General features: G+C 68.1%; 23 protein-coding genes and 1 pseudogene. 5 read left to right on the top strand and 19 right to left on the bottom strand.

Going from position 1 to position 21,387, the window contains the following annotated elements:
- Nucleotides 1-10: 10 nt before the first annotated feature.
- The 4 genes from CYFUS_RS27745 to CYFUS_RS27760 form a co-directional block, all read right to left on the bottom strand.
- Entirely contained in the window at nt 11-1,390 is a 1,380-nt protein-coding gene (locus CYFUS_RS27745; RefSeq protein WP_095987973.1) for a DUF3526 domain-containing protein, read from the bottom strand.
- The gene (locus CYFUS_RS27750; protein WP_095987974.1) at nt 1,387-2,823 is read right to left on the bottom strand and encodes an ABC transporter permease; all 1,437 of its coding nucleotides are present in this window, start codon (nt 2,821-2,823) and stop codon (nt 1,387-1,389) included. The genes CYFUS_RS27745 and CYFUS_RS27750 overlap by 4 nt, the downstream gene beginning before the upstream one ends.
- On the bottom strand, nt 2,820-3,560 hold the full coding sequence (locus CYFUS_RS27755) for an ABC transporter ATP-binding protein (protein WP_095987975.1): 741 nt from the start codon (nt 3,558-3,560) through the stop codon (nt 2,820-2,822). Before CYFUS_RS27755 ends, CYFUS_RS27750 begins: the two co-directional genes overlap by 4 nt.
- 169 nt (nt 3,561-3,729) lie before the next feature.
- Nucleotides 3,730-4,428, bottom strand: coding sequence for a glutathione S-transferase N-terminal domain-containing protein (locus CYFUS_RS27760; protein WP_095987976.1), 699 nt, complete (start codon nt 4,426-4,428; stop codon nt 3,730-3,732).
- A 235-nt stretch (nt 4,429-4,663) separates the two neighbouring features.
- Between CYFUS_RS27760 and CYFUS_RS27765 the strand changes: the two genes are divergently transcribed.
- The 3 genes from CYFUS_RS27765 to CYFUS_RS27775 all read left to right on the top strand — a co-directional run bounded on the left by CYFUS_RS27765 (nt 4,664) and on the right by CYFUS_RS27775 (nt 7,300).
- Complete coding sequence (locus CYFUS_RS27765; RefSeq protein WP_095987977.1) at nt 4,664-5,350, top strand: GIN domain-containing protein; 687 nt, start codon at nt 4,664-4,666, stop codon at nt 5,348-5,350.
- Nucleotides 5,351-5,943: 593 nt separating this feature from the next.
- Nucleotides 5,944-6,540 (top strand): DUF6310 domain-containing protein, encoded by a 597-nt coding sequence (locus CYFUS_RS27770; RefSeq protein WP_157758687.1) that lies wholly within the window; start codon nt 5,944-5,946, stop codon nt 6,538-6,540.
- A gap of 52 nt (nt 6,541-6,592) precedes the next feature.
- Entirely contained in the window at nt 6,593-7,300 is a 708-nt protein-coding gene (locus CYFUS_RS27775; RefSeq protein WP_232536841.1) for a DUF5953 family protein, read from the top strand.
- Nucleotides 7,301-7,320: 20 nt separating this feature from the next.
- Here CYFUS_RS27775 and CYFUS_RS54040 read toward each other — a convergent pair whose 3' ends face one another.
- Complete coding sequence (locus tag CYFUS_RS54040; RefSeq protein WP_269770159.1) at nt 7,321-7,455, bottom strand: hypothetical protein; 135 nt, start codon at nt 7,453-7,455, stop codon at nt 7,321-7,323.
- 4 nt (nt 7,456-7,459) lie between these two features.
- A complete protein-coding gene (locus tag CYFUS_RS27780; protein ID WP_232536842.1) occupies nt 7,460-8,107 on the bottom strand; it encodes a class I SAM-dependent methyltransferase in 648 nt (215 codons plus the stop codon).
- A 185-nt stretch (nt 8,108-8,292) separates the two neighbouring features.
- Between CYFUS_RS27780 and CYFUS_RS27785 the strand changes: the two genes are divergently transcribed.
- A complete protein-coding gene (locus CYFUS_RS27785; RefSeq protein ID WP_232536843.1) occupies nt 8,293-8,847 on the top strand; it encodes an EF-hand domain-containing protein in 555 nt (184 codons plus the stop codon).
- 23 nt (nt 8,848-8,870) lie between these two features.
- Here the strand turns inward: CYFUS_RS27785 and CYFUS_RS27790 are convergent.
- From CYFUS_RS27790 to CYFUS_RS27810, 5 genes and pseudogenes are all read right to left on the bottom strand, one after another.
- Nucleotides 8,871-9,297 (bottom strand): annotated as a pseudogene (locus tag CYFUS_RS27790) (NAD-dependent epimerase/dehydratase family protein).
- Nucleotides 9,298-9,310: 13 nt separating this feature from the next.
- Nucleotides 9,311-9,685 (bottom strand): hypothetical protein, encoded by a 375-nt coding sequence (locus CYFUS_RS27795; RefSeq protein WP_095987981.1) that lies wholly within the window; start codon nt 9,683-9,685, stop codon nt 9,311-9,313.
- Nucleotides 9,686-9,748: 63 nt separating this feature from the next.
- Entirely contained in the window at nt 9,749-10,597 is an 849-nt protein-coding gene (locus tag CYFUS_RS27800) for a hypothetical protein (protein ID WP_095987982.1), read from the bottom strand.
- A 373-nt stretch (nt 10,598-10,970) separates the two neighbouring features.
- Entirely contained in the window at nt 10,971-11,330 is a 360-nt protein-coding gene (locus CYFUS_RS27805; protein ID WP_095987983.1) for a PAAR domain-containing protein, read from the bottom strand.
- 132 nt (nt 11,331-11,462) lie between these two features.
- Nucleotides 11,463-12,428: an SDR family NAD(P)-dependent oxidoreductase gene (locus CYFUS_RS27810; RefSeq protein ID WP_095987984.1), complete on the bottom strand. Its 966-nt coding sequence runs from the start codon at nt 12,426-12,428 to the stop codon at nt 11,463-11,465.
- A 266-nt stretch (nt 12,429-12,694) separates the two neighbouring features.
- Between CYFUS_RS27810 and CYFUS_RS27815 the strand changes: the two genes are divergently transcribed.
- Nucleotides 12,695-13,870: an oxygenase MpaB family protein gene (locus CYFUS_RS27815; protein ID WP_095987985.1), complete on the top strand. Its 1,176-nt coding sequence runs from the start codon at nt 12,695-12,697 to the stop codon at nt 13,868-13,870.
- Between the two features lie 12 nt (nt 13,871-13,882).
- Here CYFUS_RS27815 and CYFUS_RS27820 read toward each other — a convergent pair whose 3' ends face one another.
- The 8 genes from CYFUS_RS27820 to CYFUS_RS27855 are packed head-to-tail and all read right to left on the bottom strand — an operon-like array spanning nt 13,883 to nt 21,347.
- Complete coding sequence (locus CYFUS_RS27820; protein ID WP_157758689.1) at nt 13,883-15,241, bottom strand: protoporphyrinogen/coproporphyrinogen oxidase; 1,359 nt, start codon at nt 15,239-15,241, stop codon at nt 13,883-13,885.
- A complete protein-coding gene (locus tag CYFUS_RS53030; RefSeq protein WP_095987987.1) occupies nt 15,238-15,963 on the bottom strand; it encodes a glycosyltransferase family 2 protein in 726 nt (241 codons plus the stop codon). The genes CYFUS_RS27820 and CYFUS_RS53030 overlap by 4 nt, the downstream gene beginning before the upstream one ends.
- Nucleotides 15,960-16,535 carry a hypothetical protein gene (locus tag CYFUS_RS27830; RefSeq protein WP_095987988.1) on the bottom strand — a complete coding sequence of 192 codons (576 nt, stop codon included), beginning with the start codon at nt 16,533-16,535 and terminating at the stop codon, nt 15,960-15,962. Before CYFUS_RS27830 ends, CYFUS_RS53030 begins: the two co-directional genes overlap by 4 nt.
- 7 nt (nt 16,536-16,542) lie before the next feature.
- Nucleotides 16,543-17,112, bottom strand: coding sequence for an FMN-binding protein (locus CYFUS_RS27835; RefSeq protein ID WP_095987989.1), 570 nt, complete (start codon nt 17,110-17,112; stop codon nt 16,543-16,545).
- 20 nt (nt 17,113-17,132) lie between these two features.
- A complete protein-coding gene (locus CYFUS_RS27840) occupies nt 17,133-17,639 on the bottom strand; it encodes a hypothetical protein (RefSeq protein WP_157758690.1) in 507 nt (168 codons plus the stop codon).
- A 29-nt stretch (nt 17,640-17,668) separates the two neighbouring features.
- Nucleotides 17,669-19,054 (bottom strand): hypothetical protein, encoded by a 1,386-nt coding sequence (locus CYFUS_RS27845; protein WP_095987991.1) that lies wholly within the window; start codon nt 19,052-19,054, stop codon nt 17,669-17,671.
- A 35-nt stretch (nt 19,055-19,089) separates the two neighbouring features.
- Nucleotides 19,090-19,800 carry a cupredoxin domain-containing protein gene (locus tag CYFUS_RS27850; protein ID WP_095987992.1) on the bottom strand — a complete coding sequence of 237 codons (711 nt, stop codon included), beginning with the start codon at nt 19,798-19,800 and terminating at the stop codon, nt 19,090-19,092.
- Nucleotides 19,800-21,347: a glycosyltransferase family 39 protein gene (locus CYFUS_RS27855; protein ID WP_157758691.1), complete on the bottom strand. Its 1,548-nt coding sequence runs from the start codon at nt 21,345-21,347 to the stop codon at nt 19,800-19,802. The genes CYFUS_RS27850 and CYFUS_RS27855 overlap by 1 nt, the downstream gene beginning before the upstream one ends.
- Nucleotides 21,348-21,387 lie beyond the last annotated feature (40 nt).

Consider the following 21,387-nt stretch of genomic DNA (forward strand, 5'->3'; position numbering starts at 1 on the left):
CGACTGAGGTTCACCGTCCTTCCCGGGCCGCGAACGAGGACAGGGCCCGGACGCCTCGGATGGCGGCGCCGGAGGCGAGCGCCGTCAGCACCAGCAGCCCGAGCAGCGGAGCCAGTGGCAGGGAGGCGCTCGATGGCCGGGGTTCATAGCGAGGCAGCCGCTCGAAGTCGGCCCGCTGGAACGGCCGCTCGTGGAACAGGTACGGGTAGTAGAAGTCGCGGAGCCGGGTGTGGAACGCCTCGATGCCGCGCTGGTAGGCCAGCTGCGCCCGCAGGTCGCTGTCCGCGGCGCGGTGGAGGAACGTCTGGACGGCGGCCGCTGGGAGGAGCCAGCCGAGCCGGGCGGCCCATTCCTCGCGGGCCGTCAGGCTCTGGCGGTAGTCCGCGACCTCGGCGGCGACCCCGTCATCCCCCACCTCGTGCATGGCGTAGTACCACTTCCAATGGAAGCGGCCGAGCACCGGCGGCGTGTCGCGCCACTCCGGATGCTTGACGAAGAAGGGCCGGAAGGTCTCCTCCTTGGGAATGTCCCAGGCGCGGTGCACCCGCTCGCGCTGGGCCAGGGTCAGATCGACGCCCTGGGCCACGGGGATGGCGCGGGAGATGACGGCGTTGGCCAGCGCGGGCGCCAGCAGGGTCAGCGCGATCCAACAGGCCATCAACGCCGCGCCATTGGCCGCCGAGCTCCGGCCCCGCGTGGCGACCCCCAGCGCCAGTCCCGACCAGAACGCGGCATAGAGCGCCGCCGCCAGGGCGATGGCGAGGGTCCCCGCCACCGGGGCCCGGGAGAGCACGGCGCCCACCCCGAACGGGACGAGCAAGGCGCCCAGGACCAGCAGGTAGCGCAGGAGGCCGCGGCGTCCCCACACCCCGAGACCGGAGGCTGGAAGGGAAACCAGGAGCCGGAGCCGTCCCGCCTCCCGCTCGCCCGACACCAGCTCGTGCATCAGGGCGATGATGACCAGCGGCGCCAGGTAGATCAGCACGAAGGCGAAGTCGAAGGCGCCGGGGAGCGCGAGCTCCGGATTCAGGGTCTCGGACTCGTAGAGCTGCGAGTGCAGGCCCAACAACCGCACGCGCAGGACATAGGGCTGCACGTCCCGCTGGCCGAGCGCCGCGAAGGCCAGGGGCGACGGTGGATCCGTGGTGAGGTGGAAGGTGTAGTAGGCGGCGGAGCCCGCCTCTGCGCCAGGCTTGCCGTACTCCTGGGTCACCGAGGCCAGGTCCAGTCCCTGCGTGGCCTCCACCCGCTCGATGACGGCGGACTGCCGGGCGGTCGCCGCGAGGCCAGCCGCCACGGACAGGGCCGTCAGGAGCAGGAGCAGCACGAGCGCGCCGGCGCTCAACGGCGCCCGGAACAACAATCGGAGTTCCGCTGTCCAGGTGCTCATCGCGAGGCCTCCTCCAGGCGCCGGGCGGCGAGGCCACAGCCGGCGAGCAAGACCGCCAGCCAGCAGACCAGCACCAGGAGGTTGGCCTGGATCCGCTCGCCCGCGAGCTGGAGCACGTCCGGCTGCCGGTAGGTGAAGCCCGGCAGCGTCTTCCAATGCTCGGCGGAGATCCGGGGGTCCGCTCCGGCGTTCTGGTTCGGGATCTTCGTCACCTGCAGGAGGTTGAGCGCCTGGACGAAGGCGTAGCGGTGCCGCTCCACCTGCTCCAGGAAGTCCTGATGGCTCTCGGTGTCGGTGGCGGCCAGACTCATGGAGAGCTGGCGCACGGCGATGAGCGGGCTGAGCACTCCGAGCTGGCGCACGAGCTGGTTCTGCGCCGCCTCGCGGGCGAAGGCGTCTCGCGCGTGGCGATCGAACAGCCCGCTCGTCAGGCGCTCGCCCTCCATGCCGACCAGCCCCGCCCACTGGACTGGAAGGTCCTCGACCTTGTCGACGCCATGGCGGGCGAGGGTCTTCGCCTTGAACTCGGAGAAGTAGGGGTCGTCTGGATTGTGGCTGTCGCCGATCCGCTTGAGCTCCCGGTGGATCGTCACGTCCGTCTCGATGCGCGTCGGCGTGGGGAGGCGCGCCACCGCGAGCTCGGGAAGGAGCCGGGGCGCGAGGATGACCACGCCCATCCAGGCCGCGACCAGGACGATCATCGCATCCCGGGCGCGCCGGACCAGCAGCGACACGAGCAGGGCCCCCACCGCCCAGATGAACAGGTAGACGAGATAGCCGGACACCAGCAGCAGGCCAGGCACGGGGGGCGCCCAGCCCGCGAGCGCCACGGCCGCCAGCACCAGGAGCGCCGGCGCGGCGATCGCGGCCACCCCGCCGGCATGGGCCAACAGCTTGCCCGCGGCGAGCTCGGACGGGCGCAGGCCCTGGGCCAGCAGCAGCCGCAGCGTCCCCTGCTCGCGCTCGCGTGCCACGGCCCCGAAGGCGAGGAAGACGATGAGCAGCGGCGCCAGGGTCTGCAGCACGAAGGCCGGCGTCAACTGGCCGAAGTGCAGCAGCAGTGAGGACTGCCGCGCCTCGCTGAAGTTGGCGCTGTTCTGCCGGTGGCCTTCCAGGAACACCGTGTTGCCGGTGAAGCCATCCACTCCCGGATCGAAGAAGGCCAGGGCCGAGAGGGGTCGGAAGACGAACTGTCCGTAGTGCACCATCCGGTGCGGATGGCGGTCCGGCTGGGCGTCGAACGCCTCGTCCGCCGTGGCCTGGTAGCGGGCCCGGGCCGCCTGCGTGGCCTCGCGCTGCTCCAGGCCCAGGAGGGCGGAGGTCACCAGCAGGGCCACGAGCGTGAGGCTGGCGATCACCGCCACCCGGTTGCGCACCAGGGCGCGCCACTCCTCGGCGGCCACCCGGAGCACTTTCGTGTGTCGGAAGCTCATGCCGCCTCCCCTGCCCGCGCGTAGCGCTGATGCAAGGCCCGGACGTCGAACCGTTCCGCGCCGGTGGCGGCCAGCTCCTCCTCGAGCCGGCCCTGGGCCAGGAAGCCGATCCGGTCGGCGATCTCCGCGGCGCTCAGCAGATCATGCGTCACCATCAGGGTGGCGACACCCCGGGAGCGGGCCGTGTCCAGCAGGCGGTTGAAGTCCCCGGTCGCCCGTGGATCGAGGCCCGAGGTCGGCTCGTCCAGGAGCAGCACGGGCACGCGCCGGGCGATGGCCAGCGCGATCGCCACCTTCTGGCGCATGCCCTTGGAGAACCCGCCCACGCGCTTGCCCCACGCCTCGTGCGCCAGGCCGACCGCCTCCAGCGCCGCGTCGATGTCCGACGGCGCGCGCTGCTCGCTCCCCGCGAGGGTCAGGAAGTAGTCGAGGTTCTCCCGCGCGCTGAGGTGCTCGTAGAGGGCCACGTTCTCGGGGACATAGGCCAGGCGCGACCGCGCGGCCTGGGGATCGGCCGCCACCTCCTGGCCACACACCCGGGCCCGCCCCGCCGTCGGGCGTACCAGGCCCAGGAAGATGCCGAGCGTCGTCGACTTGCCCGCGCCGTTGCCGCCGAGCAGGGCGTAGATCCGCCCGGGCTCCACGGTGAAGTTCAGCCCTCGAAGAACGGTCTTCGAGCCATAGCGGTGCTCGAGCCCGACGGCCTCGAGCGCACCGGTGTTCACGATGTCGGACATGCTCTCCTCGCTCCGAATGAACCGCGACCACTCGCGGTCCCCCCTGTCCCATCACGAGGATTAAATGCAACCCAGTGGCAATTGCAAGGCAGTTGTCGGAGAGTGAGGGCGCCTTCACGCTCCGAATGCTCGAGTTCGATCGGCCCGTGGTGGTTCGCCGATGCTGCGTTCAACCCGGAATGGTCAGGCCTTTCTTCACCGCCGGACGTTCGACGAAGCGCTCCAGGCTGCGTCTGACGTGGGTGAAGTCGTCGAAACCGACCAGCTCGCCCGCTCCGTAGAAGCCGATCAGGTTGCGAACCCAGGGGAAGATGGCGATGTCGGCGATGCTGTACTCCTCGCCCATGATCCAGTCACGGCCCTGCAGGCGGCGGTCGAGCACGCCGAGCAGCCGTTTGGATTCGGCGACGTAGCGATCACGTGGGCGCTTGTCCTCGTAGTCCTTGCCGGCGAACTTATGGAAGAAACCGAGCTGGCCGAACATGGGGCCGATTCCGCCCATCTGGAACATCAGCCATTGGATGGTCTCGTAGCGCGCGGCGGCATCCCGCGGGATGAAGCGGCCGCTCTTCTCGGCGAGGTAGAGCAGGATCGCCCCGGACTCGAACAGCGCCAATGGCTGGCCGCCCGGGCCGTCGGGGTCGATGATCGCCGGAATCTTGTTGTTCGGGTTGAGGGAGAGGAACTCCGCCGAGTGCTGGTCGTTGGTCTCGAAACTGACCTTGTGCGCCTCGTAGGGCAAGCCGATTTCCTCGAGCAGGATGGAAACCTTGACGCCATTGGGCGTGGGGAGCGAGTAGAGCTGAATCCACTCGGGGTGCTGCGCGGGCCACTTCTGGGTGATCGGGAAAGCAGACAGATGGGTCATGGAGAAATTTGTACGACGAGAGGTGGGGTGGGCGCGAGGGATCAATAGCTCATCAGTCGCGGGCTCCCCGTTGACGTGCCGGCTGACATGTTCACCGACACGTCAGCCTCACTCTCGGGGCCTCCGCGCCCTCCTCCTTCATCGCTTCCACGCGGGGTTGACGGCGAAGCCGGTCTGGTCCGTCATTTGCTAGAAGTCCGCCACTCATTCACCCGTAGTGGAAAAGGTACAACCCATGAGTGCGAACAAGTCCTCTCTGGCCCAGGCGACGGCTGCTCAAACCGGTTCCAGTGGAAATCTCACGACGCAGGAACGGCCGGTCGGCCCCTTCTCCCAGGTGGAGAACGACACGCTACTGCCGGTCTTCATCGTCGATGGCCCACAGTCCGTGTCGGTGACGGTGGACGCGAACCTCCAGTCCAAGGTGCTCACCACGGTGAAGGACGGTGTCCTGACCATCACCACCAGCGAGTTCATCGCGGAGGTCGAGGACGGCTCGAAGGTGCAGATCTCCGCCACCGCGCTGTCGGCCATCACCGTCGCGGGCTCGGGGCCGGTGAGTGCCACGATCACGCCGGCGGCCAACCTCGCCTTGAGCGTCAAGAGCTCTGGCATTCTCTCCTTCAATGGCACTGCCCAGGCGGTGAATGCTCAAGTGAGCGGCAGTGGAGGAATGTTCCTCCAGGGCACCACCCAGAGCCTGGACACCCAACTCCGGAGCTCGGGCTATCTCGATGCCAGACTGCTGCCCGTCAGCGGTGCCGCCTCGCTCATCAACGAAGGCTCTGGTCCCCTGACCGCCACCGCCAACGGCACGGTCAGCATCGAGCTGAGAAGCAGTGGCCTCATCACCTGGTTCGGCAGCGCCACGGTGACCAAGAGGGTCAGGACCGGAAGTGGATTGATCATCCATCTGCCGTGAGCGGCACCCGCCGCCGGGCTCACCCCTCGTGACCGCGGTACCAGGCCACGAGCCGGGCGAGCCCCTTCTCCAGGGGAATGGAGGGACGGAAGGCCGTCACGCGCTCCAGCGCCGTCACGTCCGCGCACGTCACCTTCATCTCTCCGGGGGTCGCGGCATTTCGAGAGGCGGCGGCGTGGTGGCATCGGGAGGATTTCCTGGCCTGCTTTCCTCCCTTCGCCTTCCCGCCGGGTGTCGCGCCTGCTCAAGTTCTTTGACACCCTCTCCGGAGGTTCTTTGACACCCTCTCCGGACCAAGCGTAGGTTTCAACCCACTCCTCCCACGCTTGATTGAAAGGACGTGACCATGCGTTTGCACGCTTGTAGCGCCCTTATGCTCCTTCTCACCGCCTGCGTGAGCGCGCCTGCCCCGCCGTCGATGCCACGGCCTCACGCTTTCGTCCCAACTCCTCCCCCAGGCCTGAGCATCCGCCTCGTGTCCGCGCCGATGGAGCCGGTGCGGCAAGAGTCGCGGATTGGAAAGGAGGACCTGGAGCAGGCCCGGGCGCGCCAGAGCGTTGGCTGAAGTCCTCCCCCGGGTGGGCCCGTTGCTCGTGGGCCTCGTCCTGCTCTACCCCTCCAGCACCGCCGGTCCGGAGATCGACCGTCGCCCAGAGTGGGTGGACGCACAAGGGGAGTACGAGGCTCGGCTGCGGGAGGTGTCGGAGTCCTCGCGGCAGCTCATGGTGGAATTGGAGGCCCAGCCTCGTGTGGCGAAAACACCGGCCCGGGAGCCACCACCGCGAAAGCAGCCCGCGACCGCCCTCACCCAGGAAGAAGACGACCCGAGATGCAAGCCCATCCCCTTACCGCGCCACCGTGGCGGGCATGATCCGCACAACAAATGCGCCGACAAAATGCCGGGCAACACCTTCCCTGGTGGAGATGTGTACGTGAATGGGAAGAACTTCGACGCGTTGCAACTGGCCACGCGCACGCTCTGGGAGGTCAAAACGGATGACTTTGAGAAACAACCGCCTCGCTCGCAGCAGTTCTTCGTCGAAATGAAGTTGCCGGAAATACAGCGAGAGCGAAGGCTTGCCGAGGAATGTGGCTTTAAGTTTGTCGTCGGCGTTCGTAGCGAAGAACACAAAGCAGCTCTGTTCCGAGCAGACCCCAGCCTTGATGTGGTAGTCATGAATTGGTGTTGAAATGTCAGACACAAAAAACTCTCTCATCCTCAATGTCTACGCGCCTTCACTCATGAACCGTGATGAGCGCAGACTCGCCATCGTTCATGGGATGGAACGAGCTTTCCCTGGTTTGCGCCTGGGATGGACGATGTCCAAGGAAGAAGGACTCGTCGCTTTGCCCCAACGAGATGAATGGGTCGAAAGAGAGAGAACAGATGGGGATTTTCCGTTCCTCTGTAATGACGATGACGACCATGTCGTGACGCTAGGCGGATGGGAAATCCCGGCGGGCCGTTATCCGGGCGCCCAGCCGCAGCTTCAAATCCATGCGCTGTTGCCGCTGGAGGAAGCCGCTATCGCCGCCGCGGGGGATGTATTGGCAGGTGTGGCAGAGGGTGCACAGGCTTTGTGGGGACATATAACGCCGGGAAACGTGATGCTCGTCATTGCGGAGCAGATGGGGCCGAAGATGTATGGGCCACCAACGCCACCACGGGGGTTGCCAGCGCTCAAGCGCCCAGACTCCATCCCCGCGCCCGAGATTCCACATTGTCTCGGGTGGCTGAACTACTGGTCTGACTCTGCCTCACAGGCTGTCGGGTTCCCGGACCCCGCCCACGACGCGGAACTGCTCTCGCGGGCGCGGAGCACGCCATCGGGCGGGTGGGTTGTGCAGCTCACGGATGCGCCGCTCGACCCCGACAACCCTGCCCACCTGGATGCGCTTAAACGGGCCTACGAGCGCTTTCCGGAGATCGGCGGGCGCACAGCCCAGTAAAGAACTGCGTAGTACCGGGCTCAGCCCTCGTGACCGCGGTACCAGGCCACGAGCCGGGCGAGCCCCTGCTCCAGGGGAATGGCATGTGGCGCCACCCCCGTGGGGAAGGGGTGGCCGGCATGCCCGACGGGCGGCGGGGAGGAGACGGGGCGCATCGCCTCACTCTTTCCGGCAGTCGATCAACACCGTGTGAGGCTTGCGCAGGTAGGGGCGCAGCGGCTCCGGCGCCTCTTCGACGTCGGTGAGCCCGGGCGGCATGGGGTCGAGCCATTGGATGGACCCGAAGCCCGCCGCCCGCAGCGCCGTCTCCAGGGCCGCAGCGGACCAGTACCACGCGGTGACACTCGCCTCGAAGTGGTCGTAGCTCAGCTCCAGTTGGACCGCACCGCCTTCCTCGTGGGGGCGGTCGGAGACGAGGCGCAAGCCATAGGGCCGGTAATACTCCGGGTCCCCCTCGTAGGCGGGATGAATCGGCAACGTGAGGAGTCGCCCACCGGGACGCAGGAGCCGAGACATGCTCGCGCACATCGCATGCAGCCCCTCACGCGTGGACGCGTAATGCAATACATAGACCCCCAGCACGACGTCAAACTGCCCCTCCAGGCGGTCCGCAAGTCTTGACGTATATTCAATCCCTCGCCGCTCCTTCTCCTCGCGCCGGGAGGCATAGCGAAGCATGCCCTCCGCCTCGTCATAGCCAACCACTCGCCTCGCGCCCCGCTTCTTCAAGAGGCGGGAGTACAGTCCCGACCCGCAACCGAAATCGAGCACGTCCATCTGCTCGACGCTCCCGAGACGCTGCAGCACACTTGGAGTTTCTATCTCTTTACGGAGAGGAGCGGGACATGTTCCATCCCCTCATTTTTCCTTGCCGTGTTGCCAGGAACTATCTACGCTCCAACTGCCATGCCCTGTGTGCCTGCCCGATACGTGGCCATGGCGGAGCCAAGACGGCTTCAGACAGTGACAAATCAATCCAGAGGGGTGCCTTCGTGACAACGGATTTGCAGGCCAAGAAGTTCAATTACGTGTTCAAGTGGTTCGACCAGAATGGCGATGGATGGATCACCCGGGACGACATCGAGAAAATGGTCAAGCTGTTCACCCCCCTGGCGGACGAGAAGGATCAAAAGAACAAGAGTGCGATGGACAAGGGGTTCATGAACTGGTGGAACCTCCTGCTGGAGGCCCGCGAGAACAAGGCGAGCGAGAAGATCGGGAAGCAGGAATTCATCCGCATCATGGATGCTGTCGTGATCGCCCCGAAGAATTTCGAGATTGCCGTGGGCAACATCGTCGACGGGTTGCTGGGCGCTCTTGACCGCGACGGCAATGGCAGCCTCTCGAAGGAAGAGTACGTGGGGATGTACGACGCGCTTGGAATCCCTCCGACCACCTCCACCGAGGCCTTCAGGAGGCTCGACCGGGACAGCGACGGCGAGATCAGTCGTGCGGAGTTCCATCAGGCCCTCTTCGAGTACTACCTGAGTGCGGACCCGAACGCTCCTGGCAACTGGCTGCTGGGTCCCATGGATGTCCTCAAATAAGTGCGAAACTCGATCGTGGCGACTCAGCCCTCGTGGCCCCGGTACCAGGCCACGAGCCGGGCGAGCCCCTGCTCCAGGGGAATGGAGGGACGGAAGCCCGTCTCGCGCTCCAGTGCCGACACATCCGCGCACGTCACCTCCATCAGTGCCTCCACCACGTCGTCCACGTAGGTGAAGTCGCGCTGGGGCTTGCCCTCGTCGTGCAGCACCAGCGGGCGGCCCTCCAGCATCGCCCGCAGGAACAGCATGGGCGCCATGTCCGGCCTCCCCCCACGGGCCATACACCGAGAACAGCCGCAGTCCGGTGATGGGCAGGCCGTACTGGTAGCTGTAGGCGTGCGCCAGCAGCTCGTCCGCCCGCTTCGTCGCCGCGTACAGGTTCAGCGGGTGCGCCGCCGCCGCCTGCTCGGAGAACGGCACCGGCGTGTCCGTATGGGCCGCGCGCTTCATCACCCGAAGCGGCTCACCCCAGGCCTTCACCGTGTACGGCGATCTTCTCCTGCAGGTTGTAGACGACCATGGCCGGGCACTTCAGGTCCGCGATGATCATGCTGTAGGCATACAAAGCCACATACCGCTTGAGCTGCTCACTATATTCGGGCACGGCGCCAGGCCCGAGCGAATCAAAATCAATTTGATGTTTATACTTCGAGAAAGGGATTCCCATGTCATCTTCGAGGCCATGGTCCGTGAGCAACGTCATCCGGTAGCCCAGCCCCCGATGCTCGTAACGAAACATGTCCCGCTCTTCGATACGCCACAAGGTAACGCCGAAGATCCGCTGCAAGTCCAAGGCGAGATCAGCAATGCTTCTTTGCGTCCCGAGGAAAACGCTCATAGGTGCCGACATTGGAACCTCCGATGAATCAATTACTGACGTGGTAGCTGTCTCCGATGACTTCTATCTTATCAATTCGTCCCCGCGAAACACCATCGCCTTGCTGATGCCGTGAGCGGCCTCCTCCTGACCGAGTCCTGAGCCTCTGGCGTCGATGATGATGTTTCTTGCCTGCCCGCCCTTGCGAATCGAGTTGTTGACGACGTTCTTGACTGTATTCGGGCTGGCTCCGGGATCGAGGGTCTTGTACTCCGTCTTCACTCCGTCAACGAACCTATCACCCTGACGTCCAGCCCCCTCCACTCCCTCAAGTGGATTGGGCTCGGCTTTCCGTCCTTTGCTCTCCAGGTACTCATCAATGCGAGCGTTCTTCTCCTCCTCGCGAAGCTCTGCCTTGGACTTCTTGGATTTTTCAGCATCCGAATCATCGCCCGCTCCCCCCCCTTCTCCCGAACTCGCCATCAACGTGCTCCCCGCAGCGGCCGAAGCGCTCGTCGCACCAGTGCCGACGACGACGGTCGCTTCCTCCACCACCAACACGGGCACCGCTACGCCTTCGGGAGTAGACAACCAGCGAACGCCTGGAGCCGGGAGCCGCATTGGCGGGACTGTTGGACCCACTCGCCCAGCAATCAGGCCACCCAGGACGTTACCGAGCGCCTCGCTCTTCTGAGCGTCGGACATCGAGGGCCAGCTCTCGACCAACTGCACAGCTCCATATATACCGAACGCAACCAATCCAATGGTGAGGGCAACGGCAAGCCAGGCAGGGGCGGAGGCAATCAGGATGAGCGCACCCAAGCCAATGAGCAGCCCTTCCGCAACTCCCTTCAGAAAACAGGGCAGGCAGAACTCGTCAGGCAGGAGATCGTCGAAGAATTCACAGATACCATTGAAGATCCGCTCGAACATACCAGTGTCTCGTCATCAAGCAGGTGGAGCCGAGGCCTGACCGCAGGACGATTCCACAAGAGTATTCATGCTCACCCGCTCCTGGCCGAATCGCGGTAGGAACTACAAGCGGTCGCCAGGAGAAGGTTGGCTCGATCTCCGCTGGAGAGTTTCGAACTGGTCAGGAGCGCTTGAACCCAGGCATGAGCTGAATTCGAATCGAAGTTTTCTCCCAAAAGGAAGCTCACATCGACGAAGCACATCACTTCTCTCTTGGTGGTCAAACCGTAACGCTTGGCCCGGCCCATGCAGAATTCCAGGGGTGGCTATGGAGCACACAGAAGCGGGCCGGGCCATGTCCTGGGAAGTGCGTTGGTTTCCAGTCCCAGGGGAATCAAGGCTCGACTCCAGCGATGACGGGCATTCCTTTCTTCGCGGCACTCGCCAAACACTGGGCCTGAGCAGGAGTGCCGATCAGCACGGTCGGGCAACCCACCACGATGACTCCACCGTGCGAGGTCGGGTCCCCAAGCCGTGCGGCGGGTTTACCTCCTATGAGCACCGTGGACTCGCCCTGAGATACCGAATCAGGAGGCCCCGCACAGACGAGAGAATCTCCAACGCGTGCTGCTGGCATGAAGCCAATCAGCACCGTTGGCTCCCCGGACGCTGTCGGTCCACCCACGTGGGGGACGGGCCCCGGCTCCACCTTCGGACACGTGTGCATGTCAGTAATTCGGGCGGCGGGCGGCATGGCATCCTCCTCCAAATACTTGGTGGCAGAGCACTTAATGACGCGCCAAAGGGAGGAGTCAACGCCGTTGTCCAGCCAACATCCACAAGAGACCGGAACTAGGTTTTGGAACGGGCCCCCCACAGTGGCTACTCAGCCCTCGTGGCCCCGGTACCAGGCCACGAGCCGGGCGAGCCCCTGTTCCAGGGGAATGGAGGGACGGAAGGCCGTCACGCGCTCCAGCGCCGTCACGTCCGCGCACGTCACCTTCATCTCTCCGGGGGGCGCGGCCTGGAGTTCCACCCACGCCTTGCTGCCCAACAGCTCCTCCAGCAGATCCACGAGCCGGGCCACCGCCACGGGCACGCCCCGGCCCACGTTCAACACGCGATAGCGCGGCGGGCCACCGGTGGGCGGAGCGTCCAGCACCCGCATCAGTGCCTCCACCACGTCGTCCACATAGGTGAAGTCGCGCTGGGGCTTGCCCTCGCCGTGCAGCACCAGCGGGCGACCCTCCAGCATCGCCCGCAGGAACAGCATGGGCGCCATGTCCGGCCTCCCCCACGGGCCATACACCGAGAACAGCCGCAGTCCGGTGATGGGCAGGCCGTACTGGTAGCTGTAGGCGTGCGCCAGCAGCTCGTCCGCCCGCTTCGTCGCCGCGTACAGGTTCAGCGGGTGCGCCGCCGCCGCCTGCTCGGAGAACGGCACCGGCGTGTCCGCTCCGTACACCGAGCTCGACGAGGCGAACACCAGGTGCCCCACCCCCGTGCGCCGGCACGACTCCAACACCTGGAGGAAGCCCGAGACGTTCGTCTCCGCGTAGTCCTGGGACTCCACCGGCTCCGCCCTCACCCCCACTCGCGCCGCCAGGTGCACCACCCGCTCCGGCCGTGCCCCCTCGAACAGCTCCCGGCAGGCCCGCGCGTCCCGGATGTCCATCCGGTGGAAGCCGAAGTTCGGCGCCGACCTCAGCCGCGACAGCCGCGTCGCCTTCAGCGTCACGTCTCCCGACGCGTCCAGGTTGTCCACCCCGATGACCGAGTCCCCCCGGCTCAGCAGCCGCTCACAGACGTGATAACCGATGAAGCCCGCGGCTCCCGTGACGAGCACCTTCATGTCCCGCTCCATGACGATCAGGTGGCAGGGTCTGGGCGCTACCAAGCCCGGGGCCCTGTCTCCCTCCGCAATGCCGACGACATACCACCGAGTCCGTCCTCGATCCGCGTCTCGAGGAAGGGTTTCTGCCGCTCCCGCCAATCCCTGCTACTCGCACCTTCCGAGAGCAGTCGGCCCAACACCCCAAACAGGCGATTCGCGCGACGGTCGAGACTGGCACGAGGCATGCTCCCAGGGTCGCTGCAAAGCCACACCCGGAGAATGCCATGTCAGCCAGTACCTTGATTCACGACGGAAGCTCGGGCGAGTCCACCCCTCACCGCTGGACGGATGCGGTCCTCGAGCCTTTTCGCTCCGTGGGAGACCCCGTGGCCGATCCGGTGGTCGAGTCGATCTTCGCCAACAACGAGGCCGAGACCGTCACCCGCATGCTCAGGAGCATCGCGGCGAATGAGCACATCGTCCCGGCGGAGATGCCAGACGCGGTGGAGCAGTACCTGAACCAGACGGACGACTGGCCGGCCTGGGCCGAGCCAGAGAAGGTCCGCCTCGGCCAGCAGCTCTTCGGCCGCTACGGCATGCAGATGTCGTTGGCCCTCTTCACCTGGTCGCTTCCCAGTTGCTACGCGTGCGCCAAGGGAGCGGAAGTCCTCGTGTCCACCGGACGCATCGACAAGTACGTGCACCACCGGATCGTCGAGACGTCTCAGTTCCTCCTGGATGTGATGGCCGAGGGGGGATTGGAGCGGGGCGGCCGCGGAGTCCGCACGGCCCAGAAGATCCGGCTCCTGCATGCGACCATCCGCTACCACGTGCGCCACTACCCGAAGTGGCAGCCGGAGTGGGGAACGCCCATCAATCAAGAGGATCAAGCCATCACGCTCCTGACGTTCGCGCTGCTGCCCCGCACGTTGACGAAGCTCGGGCTCGACTTCACCCCAGAGGAGGCGGACGCCTTCTTCCATTGCTGGCGGGTGATTGGCCATATCCTGGGCATCGACGCTGCCCTGCTGCCCCGCGACCCGAACGAAGGCCAGCAACTCTGGGATGCCATCACCCGGCGCCAGGTGGCCCCATCGGAGGCCGGGCGCACGTTGACCCACGCGCTCATCCATTACATGAAGCAGCTCATTCCCGGAGCGATGTTCGATGGCCTCCCGACAGTGCTGATTCGCGAGTTGTGCGACGAGTCGATCGCCGATGCCGTCCTGACCGAGGAGCCGGACTGGACCCGCCATCTGCTGGGACCGATGCGCTTGTTCCTCAACCTGACGGACGAGGCGCAAGACCGCTCCGGCCTCGTGGCCAGGATCTCTGGAACCTTCTCACGCAAGCTGCTCGAGGGGCTCTTCTCCATCGAACGAGGCGATAAGCAGATCATGTTCCACATCCCCCAATCGCTCCAGGACGCGTGGGGGCTGGACACGGCGGCGACTCGCTGAGCCTCGATTCGATCAGTCCTCGATCCGCGTCTCGAGGAAGGGTTTCTGCCGCTCCCGCCACTCCCTGCTACTCGCCCCTTTCGCGAGCAGCCGGCCCAACGCCAGACCCGCCGCGCACGCGTGGTGCACGTTGTCGTGGATGAACAGCGCGCTCCTCCCGAGGGGATAGAGGCCCTCGACCTGGCTCAAGGCCTCGAGCGCGCGCTCCCGGGACAGGGCGAAACCCCGGCGATACAGGGGATAGGCCGCCGCCACGCGGCGCACACGGCTGTCGAGCACCTCGACCCCCGCGAGGCCCGTGCGCTCCAGCGCGGGCCGCACCCGTCGCGTCAGCTCCTCGGGCGAGGCGCTCCAGAGCGCGTCCCCCACCGCGCACGGCAGATCGAACCCCACCACCGTGCGCCCCGGAGGACCATGCCCGGAGAAGTTGCGCGGCTCGAAGAGGCGATTGGCCGGGAGCCGTCCGTCCGCGAAGTAGTGCACGTCCCGCTCGCTCCCCCGCTCCATCGCGAGCAGCAGGTACAACAGCGTCAGCGCCCGGTAGTCCAGGCCCTCGGCGGACTCGGGCCGGCCCACCCAGCCGCACAGCCGTGGCAGGGGCACCGTCGCCACCACCGCCCGGGCCGGCACCTCCCGCCCCGCCACCACCACGGCCCGCACCCGCCCGCGCTCCAGCACCAGGCCCTCCGCCGCCGCGCCACACCGCACCTCGCCTCCCGCCCGGCGGATGTGCTCCGCGAGGCCCTCGGCCAGCGCCCCCACTCCGGCCTCCGGGTAGAAGTAGCGCCGCCCCGCCGAGGCCCCTCCCCTCCCGAGCGCCGCGCGCAATACCTCCAGCGGGCCGCCCTTCCCCACCCGCGCCCGGCCGAGCGCCTCGTCCAACGCCTCGGGCTCCAGGCCCCACACCTTGCGCGCCGCGGGCTCGTACAGCACCCGCGCCGCATGCCGTCCCAGCCGCCGCGCCGCCTCCGCGCCGAAGTGGTGGCCCTCGGGGGGACGCAGCCGCGCCATCACCGCCGACACCCCATGCCGCGCCACCTCCGCGAGCCCCAACCCCCGCGCGATGCCGAGCAGGGACAATGGATAGGGCAGGCGCTTGTCACCCACGTGCACGAGGCCCCGGCGCGCCCGCACCCGCAGTGCCCCACCGAGCGCCAGCCGGTAGAGCTCCAGCACCTCGGGGGCGGCCGCCTGGTGCAGCCGGTGCGGGCCGTAGTCCACCTGGAAGCCCGCGAAGTCGAACGAGCCCGAGAGCCCCCCGACCCGCTCCTCGGCCTCCAGTACCACCACGCGCTCCCCGGCCCGGACGAGCGCATGCGCCGCGGACAGCCCCGCCGGGCCCGCGCCGATGACGACCGTGGGCGCGCTCACCCCGTGCCTCTCGCGGGAGGCAGCTCCAGGGCCGCGAGCGTCCTCGGGGCCCGGCCCGCCCGAAGCCAGCCGATGCCTCGCGCCACGGTGCGGCCCATGCGCCACGTGTCGCGCACGGGCCTCCACTTCGAGCGGCCCACGCGCGCCCGGTAGGCGATGGGCTGGAAGACGATGGGATCTCCCGCCGCCGCCAGGGCCAGCGTCAGCGTGGTGGTGAGCGAGAAGCGATCCGGCAACACCGGCGCGAGCGACAGCAGATCCGCCGTGCGCAGCACCCGCAGGCCCGAGTTCAAGTCCGGCGCCGCGAAGCCACCCACCCACCGCACAGCACCCCGGAAGAGCGCCTTCACCACCGAGCGCGCGAGCGACTCCCCAGGTCCGAAGCCCGGCCGCGCGCCGATGGCCTGCCGTGCTCCCGCGCGCACCGCCGCCACCAGCCCGGGCAACGCCGCCTCCGGGTACGTCCCATCCGCGTCGAGGAGCGCCAGCCACGTGCCTCGCGCATGAGCGGCCCCGACCTTGATCGCCGCGCCGTAGCCGATTCCGCCCACCGTCAGGACCCGCGCCCCCGCCTCCCGCGCCGCCTCGCCCGTACCGTCGCGCGAGCCATCGTCCACGACGAGGATCTCATGCACCTCGTGCGCGAGCGCCTCTCGCACCCGCCGCACCACGCCCGCGACGGCATGCACCTCGTCGCGCGCGGGAATGACGACGCTGATCATTCCCCGTCCGCCTCCACGGGCAGGGGCCGCCACATCTCCCACAACGGCCAGAGCAGCATGGGCAACCAGCCCAGCGCCGCGCCCACCACCGACACGGGCATGAGCGCGCCCCACCCCGGTCCGCTGAAGCGCACGAGCAACGGCGCCAGCAGGTGCACGAACGTGGCCACCGAGGAGAAGGCGATGACGCCCACCTTGAGTCGCACCGACAGCGACGTGAGCATGAACAGGTGCCCCACGATGAGCAGCACCACGGGCACCGTGAACAGGTGGAAGTGGAACGTCTCCATCACCTGACGTGCCGGCTTCTCCAGCCGCAGGGGCTCGGGGGCCACGGCCTCGTCGGGCAGCTCCAGCGCGGGGCCTCCGGCGTCGTCCGCCACGGGCGCGGGCGCGGCGCCGCCCCGGTAGTACTCCGCGGCGCTCCGGGCCGACAGGGCCCCGAACGAGTCCGCGTAGAGCCACACCGAGGAGGCCAGCCCCAGCACCAGGAACAGCAGGAAGCCGGTGTAGAGGACTCGCGCCTCGAGCGACAGGCGGGTGATGGGAAATGGCCGGGCGAACTGGCGCACGAGCGGGCTACCCCTTGGTGTTGCGGGACGCGTCCGGCTTGAGGACGAGCTCGTCCAGGAGGATGAGCGCGCGGCGCACGCCAACGGCCATGGAGCGTGAGGAGATGGTCGCTCCCGTCACCACGTCGATGTCCGTCCCCGCGCGCACCGGATCCTTCACCGTCTTGCCCTGGAACTGGCGGCGGAAGCGCGCGTCGGAGATCTCCTGCCCGTAGGCCTCGCGGTACACCATCACCTCGTGGCGCTCGACGGTGCCCTCGGGCGACAGCTTCACGGCGAAGGTGATCTGCTCGTGCTGGCCGAGCTCCTCGTCGATGAGGGCGTAGCCGTCCACGTGCTCGCCCGTGGTGGCCACGAAGAAGACGTACTCGGCCTTCGCGGGCTTGTAGCCGAGCCGCCCCTGCAACGCCGCCTGCTCCGCGGGACCGAGCTTCACCTTGCGGTAGGTGACGCGCTGGCTCTGGGGGAAGAACTCCTTGAGGACCTGCGGCGTGGTGAAGTACGTCGCCGCCGCGCGCGCGGGCAGCGCCACCACTCCACCCAGCAACACCATCCACGCCAATACGAAGTGCTTCACGGCTCCTCCCCTTAGCATGCTCATGGCAGCTCCCGGACCGACTGGATGACGGCCTGCCGGACGTGCGAGCGCCAATTCGTCCGCGATTGATAGAGCCGCTCCGCGGTGGTCGCCCTCCGCTCCCCACTCGTCCACACCTGCCCCGTGGGGCCGACCATGAGCGACTCGAGCGTCACCTGCACCTGGCCGAGCGGCTGGAGCGCGGAGAGATCCAACCGCGTGAGCACCAGCACCACCGTGGCGTCCGCCTGGCGCTCGCGCGCGAGCCGCGCGGCCTCCTCCACCGTGGGCGCGAGCCCCTCGACGGTCTCCACCCCCAGCACCGAGAAGCCCCGCGCGCGCAGGGCCTCGGCCGCCTCCCGGGCCACGACGTCGCGAGGCTCCTCGCCGCCGAACACGTCGGCCACCACCCCGCGCGGCGCGGGCCGGGGCACCACCGAGGCCCCACCACCACCACGCGGGACGGGGCTCCCGCCGGCCGGGGCGGCGTGGCACACGCGGCGGTGATCAGGAGTGCGACGAGCCATGGAAAGAAGCGCATGGGAGGAGTGCCGGATCAGAAGAGGTAGGCCACGCTGGCGAGGGCCGTCCAATGGCCCTGGCTCCAGAAGTCCCGCGTCCACAGATGGGGCTTGAGGCCATCCCCACCGGCCTTCTCCCACCAGACGCTCGTCTTGAGCACGTAGGGCGGCAGGGGCCGGAAGTTGAGGCCCAGCGTCAGCCGCGCCGCGTCCCCCACGGTGATGAACTCCGTGTCCGTGTCCTTCTCCTCGTAGCGCAGCGAGGCGGTGAAGTGGCCGTCATGCCACTCGTCCGGCAGCAGTCGGAAGAAGGGCTCGATGCGGAAGCGGTAGTTGGCCTGGGCGTAGAAACCGAACATGCCCGTGGGGACGCGATCCCGTGTGTTGCCGGTGGAGCCATCGGGGAAGCCCTGCACGAAGCCCGGATCGATGAAGGCCCGCACCACCTCGCCCGTGAGATCCCACGCGCCAATCCGCCAGAAGACATCCGCGTTGAGCATGTTCACCCGGCGGCCCTCGAGATCGTACGCCCCCGTGTAGCCGGACACCGCTCCCTCCAGGCCCAGGAAGGGAGACAGGGACACGCGCGCGGTGAGCGCCTTGTCGTGGTTGTTGTCCTCCAGGTGGCTGCCCCGCGCCGCCCGGAAGCCCTGCTCATCGAGGATCCTCGCGTCCAGGCCGTTGATGGCATACGCCTCGTAGGACAGCCGCCAGTCCCGCCCCAGGTCGAAGCCTCCCAGGAAGCCCGCACCGGACTCGAACCAGGTGGTGGGCACCACCGTGGTGTACGCGATGGGCCGCTCGGGCAGCTCCTGCGCCGGCGCGTCGTGCCGCAGGTTGTACGCCCCCACCGGCACGAGGATGACGCCCGCCCGGAACGTCAGCCAGTCCGTCAGCTTCAGATCCACCACGGAGAACTCGAGCAACACCTCGCCCGTGGTCAGCATGCCGTCACGCTTGAGCGGACTGCCCGCGAACTCGAACTCGATCTCCGTCGCCGTGGAGATGCGCTCGGAGATGTGGCTGTAGACGAAGAGCACGTAGCGATGGTTGCGGAACGTGCTCTTGCCCCGCCCCGGCACGATGAAGTCGTGCTCCGCATAGCCACCCAGCGTCGTCCGGTCGAGGATGGCCGCCGCGCGCTGCGACAGCGTGCTCGTGGGCTGGAGGCGCTGACGGAAGGTGTCCTGCTCGTTCGTCGCGGATGTGCCCTCCGCGGGAGGCGCGGTGCCCGAGGGATTCGCGGGATCCTCCAGGCCCTCCAGCTCCAGGCGCGGACCCTCCGGGGGCGCGGGTGGCTGGAGCTCGGGCACGCGCGGCGTGTCCCGCGCGGGCGGAGGAGGGGCCTCGTCCTGGGCCCGGGCGGCCAGGGGCACGAGCAACAGCGACAGCACGAGGAGCAGCGGTCGGCTCGGCGTCATGGAAGGGCTCGGAGAAGGACTCGGAAGAGAGGGGCTCATTCGCCGGTGTCCTTGTCCACGCAGCGGCCTCGCAGGCACGTCTGGTCCAGCGAGCAATGAAGATCGGTCTCGCAACACACGCCCGGGCAGGTGCAGCACACGGTGCCCTCGGGCGCGATGCCCGCGAGGCAATCGGCGGACGCGACACACGCGGGAGGATCCACGCACACCACGGCCCGGGGCGCATTGGACTCCCCCACGTAGGTGACCGTGCCGTAGTACGAGTCCACCACCTGCCGGCCCGGCGTGCCCATGTTGGTGTCGAAGTACTCGTAGGCTCCGGGCTGAGGGAAGGCGTAGCGCCAGAAGGAGAACGTCTCCTTGCCCTCGGTGCGGGTGTTGTAGGGCCGCACCAGGTTGGGGCTGAAGAGCGGCGCGGGCGCCGACAGCGAGGTGACGTTGGTGGGGATGTCGGGCTGGTAGTTGCGGAACTCGACGATCTGCCCGGGCTTCATCGCGAGGCCTCCCTCCAGCGGAAGCGGCTCGCCGGGGGGAATGGCCGTGTCCAGCGACGAGCGCAAGACGTAGCGCTGGCCGATGCACGTGGGCGCGACGGCGCGGTAGCGGCCCGAGGTGATGCGGTTGAAGGCCACCGAGACCCGGGCCGCGCCCTCGGCCGAGTCCTGCACGGGACGGAACCCGGCGGGGAGCGTCTCCTCGCAGGCAGTGAGACCGAGCACGAGGCTCAGGAGGACACGGACGCGCATCAGAGGACCTCGGGCGGAGCGGCCAGGGCTGCGAGCCGGTAGTGGAAGAGGATGATGTCGTGGGCGTGCGAGCGCACGCGCGAATCACAGGAGAAGCGCGCCACGGGCTCCAGGTGTGGCGCGAGCGCCTCGACGCCAGGCGCGGTGGAGGTGACGTAGACGTCGGCACCCGCGGCGGCCACGCGCGTCACCTCGCGGCGCAGCTGCTCACCCGTGGCCGGACGGCCCGCGCGGTAGTGGGGCACGTAATGCTCGAAGAGCCGCGCCTCCTCGCCGGTGAAGAGCAGCGTGCCCGAGGGAGGCAGCGTGGACGCCACGTGCACCACCAGCCGAGCCGCGGGTGAGGGCTCGCGTCCCTGCGCGAGCGCCACGGGCAGCATGACGGCCGCGCACGCCACGGCCAGCGCGCCAGCGAGCGGCCCCACATAGGACGGCCAGCGACGGGCGAGCACCGCTACCCCCACCGCCACCAGCAGGGCCCCCGCGAAGACGAGTGGAAGGGCATGCCGGGCCTTGAGCAGGTTCTGCCCGAGGAACATCCACGCCCCATAGGGCAGGCCCATCGCGAGGGCGAGCCGGAGGATCCGCCCCTCGGCGGCGGACAGGGAGGCGCGCACCGTCGCGAGCACGAGCGCCCCCAGCGCTCCAGCGAGGCCCAGGGCCAGGAGCATGCGCGCGGCGAGCAGGAGCGTCGGGTCCGCTGGGCCACCGGGCCACGGCAACCCGAAGCCCGCGGCCACGAGGTCGAACCCGAAGCGCTCCATCCGCCAGCCGAGCTCCGGACGCACGGCCACGGTGCCACCCCACTCGCCCGCGTGGCCGAGCAGGAAGCCCGAGCCGATGCGCACGAGCCGCTCCGGGCCGGTGAGAAGGCCCATCGGCACGAGCCACGCCCCCACCCCGAGCACCAGGCCGCCCACCGCCGCCAGCGCGTGACGCCGGGGCATCAGGACCGCGAGACCCAACAGGGCTGGGAGGAACGAGGGCCGGGCGCCGAGAGCGAGCCCCACCACCACGCCCGCGAGCAGCGCATGGCGGCGGGAGCGCTCCGCGCCCAGGACGGCACAAGCCGCGAGCACCAGGAGGGCGAGCCCCGTGCCGTCCGAGCCGGGCGTGGCGCCAAAGAGGACGGGAAGCGGCAGCAGGGCCAGGAGGGCCGTCGCCGTCAGGGCCCCGGCCGCTCCGAGGAACGGCCGCGCCACGAGCCCCAGCACCCCCAGGCAGAGAGCGCCGAGCACGATACCGGGCACGGCGAGGGCGCCCACCTCGGAGGCTCCAGCGGCCGAGGCCAGACGGGCCAGGGCGACATACACGGGGTAGCCCGGGAAGTGCGGTGCCTGGGTGGCCAGATCGAAGCCTCGGAGGGAGCGGGCGAAGTTCACCGCGTCCAGATCCGGCAGGAGTGGGGGCAGCGCGAGCAATCGGGCCCCCACGCCCACCCCCACCAGTCCCAGCAGCAGCACGAGGAAGGAGCGCGGCGGCATCGCCCCCCGCGCCACGTCAGGTGCCTCCACCGGGGAGGAGATGATGTTGAAACTCAGTCTCAACAAAAGGCCCAGGGGCGTACTACGCACCCACACAAACGGT

The sequence above is a fragment of the Cystobacter fuscus genome, assembly GCF_002305875.1.
GTDB lineage: Bacteria > Myxococcota > Myxococcia > Myxococcales > Myxococcaceae > Cystobacter > Cystobacter fuscus_A.

Coding starts and splice junctions, on each gene's coding strand:
- CYFUS_RS27745 (WP_095987973.1), bottom strand. CDS start 1,390: ATGAGCACCTGGACAGCGGAACTCCGATTGTTGTTCCGGGCGCCGTTG.
- CYFUS_RS27750 (WP_095987974.1), bottom strand. CDS start 2,823: ATGAGCTTCCGACACACGAAAGTGCTCCGGGTGGCCGCCGAGGAGTGG.
- CYFUS_RS27755 (WP_095987975.1), bottom strand. CDS start 3,560: ATGTCCGACATCGTGAACACCGGTGCGCTCGAGGCCGTCGGGCTCGAG.
- CYFUS_RS27760 (WP_095987976.1), bottom strand. CDS start 4,428: ATGACCCATCTGTCTGCTTTCCCGATCACCCAGAAGTGGCCCGCGCAG.
- CYFUS_RS27765 (WP_095987977.1), top strand. CDS start 4,664: ATGAGTGCGAACAAGTCCTCTCTGGCCCAGGCGACGGCTGCTCAAACC.
- CYFUS_RS27775 (WP_232536841.1), top strand. CDS start 6,593: ATGAACCGTGATGAGCGCAGACTCGCCATCGTTCATGGGATGGAACGA.
- CYFUS_RS54040 (WP_269770159.1), bottom strand. CDS start 7,455: ATGCGCCCCGTCTCCTCCCCGCCGCCCGTCGGGCATGCCGGCCACCCC.
- CYFUS_RS27795 (WP_095987981.1), bottom strand. CDS start 9,685: ATGAGCGTTTTCCTCGGGACGCAAAGAAGCATTGCTGATCTCGCCTTG.
- CYFUS_RS27800 (WP_095987982.1), bottom strand. CDS start 10,597: ATGTTCGAGCGGATCTTCAATGGTATCTGTGAATTCTTCGACGATCTC.
- CYFUS_RS27805 (WP_095987983.1), bottom strand. CDS start 11,330: ATGCCGCCCGCCGCCCGAATTACTGACATGCACACGTGTCCGAAGGTG.
- CYFUS_RS27810 (WP_095987984.1), bottom strand. CDS start 12,428: ATGAAGGTGCTCGTCACGGGAGCCGCGGGCTTCATCGGTTATCACGTC.
- CYFUS_RS27815 (WP_095987985.1), top strand. CDS start 12,695: ATGTCAGCCAGTACCTTGATTCACGACGGAAGCTCGGGCGAGTCCACC.
- CYFUS_RS53030 (WP_095987987.1), bottom strand. CDS start 15,963: ATGATCAGCGTCGTCATTCCCGCGCGCGACGAGGTGCATGCCGTCGCG.
- CYFUS_RS27840 (WP_157758690.1), bottom strand. CDS start 17,639: ATGGCTCGTCGCACTCCTGATCACCGCCGCGTGTGCCACGCCGCCCCG.
- CYFUS_RS27845 (WP_095987991.1), bottom strand. CDS start 19,054: ATGACGCCGAGCCGACCGCTGCTCCTCGTGCTGTCGCTGTTGCTCGTG.
- CYFUS_RS27850 (WP_095987992.1), bottom strand. CDS start 19,800: ATGCGCGTCCGTGTCCTCCTGAGCCTCGTGCTCGGTCTCACTGCCTGC.